Genomic DNA, 209 nt, shown 5'->3' on the forward strand with positions numbered 1-209 from the left:
AGATACGACTACTTTACCAGTTGGAGCTACATTAACAGAAGGATCAGAGCCAACATCAGTAACGATAACAACAAATGGTAGTGTAGATGCAGGAATAGATGGTTATACTACAGCCGGAACAGTAACTGGAACCGTATATAACGATGAAGATGGTGATGGAATACAAAACGGAACAGAAACAGGATTTACTTCTCCAGTAACGGTATTTG

General features: G+C 39.7%; 1 protein-coding gene. It reads left to right on the forward strand.

From position 1 onward, the window contains the following. Nucleotides 1-209, forward strand: a 209-nt coding sequence (locus ACVCZW_RS00060) for a hypothetical protein (RefSeq protein WP_452231284.1), incomplete at both ends; no start/stop codon positions are given.

It is taken from the genome of Lacinutrix sp. MEBiC02595 (assembly GCF_053601555.1).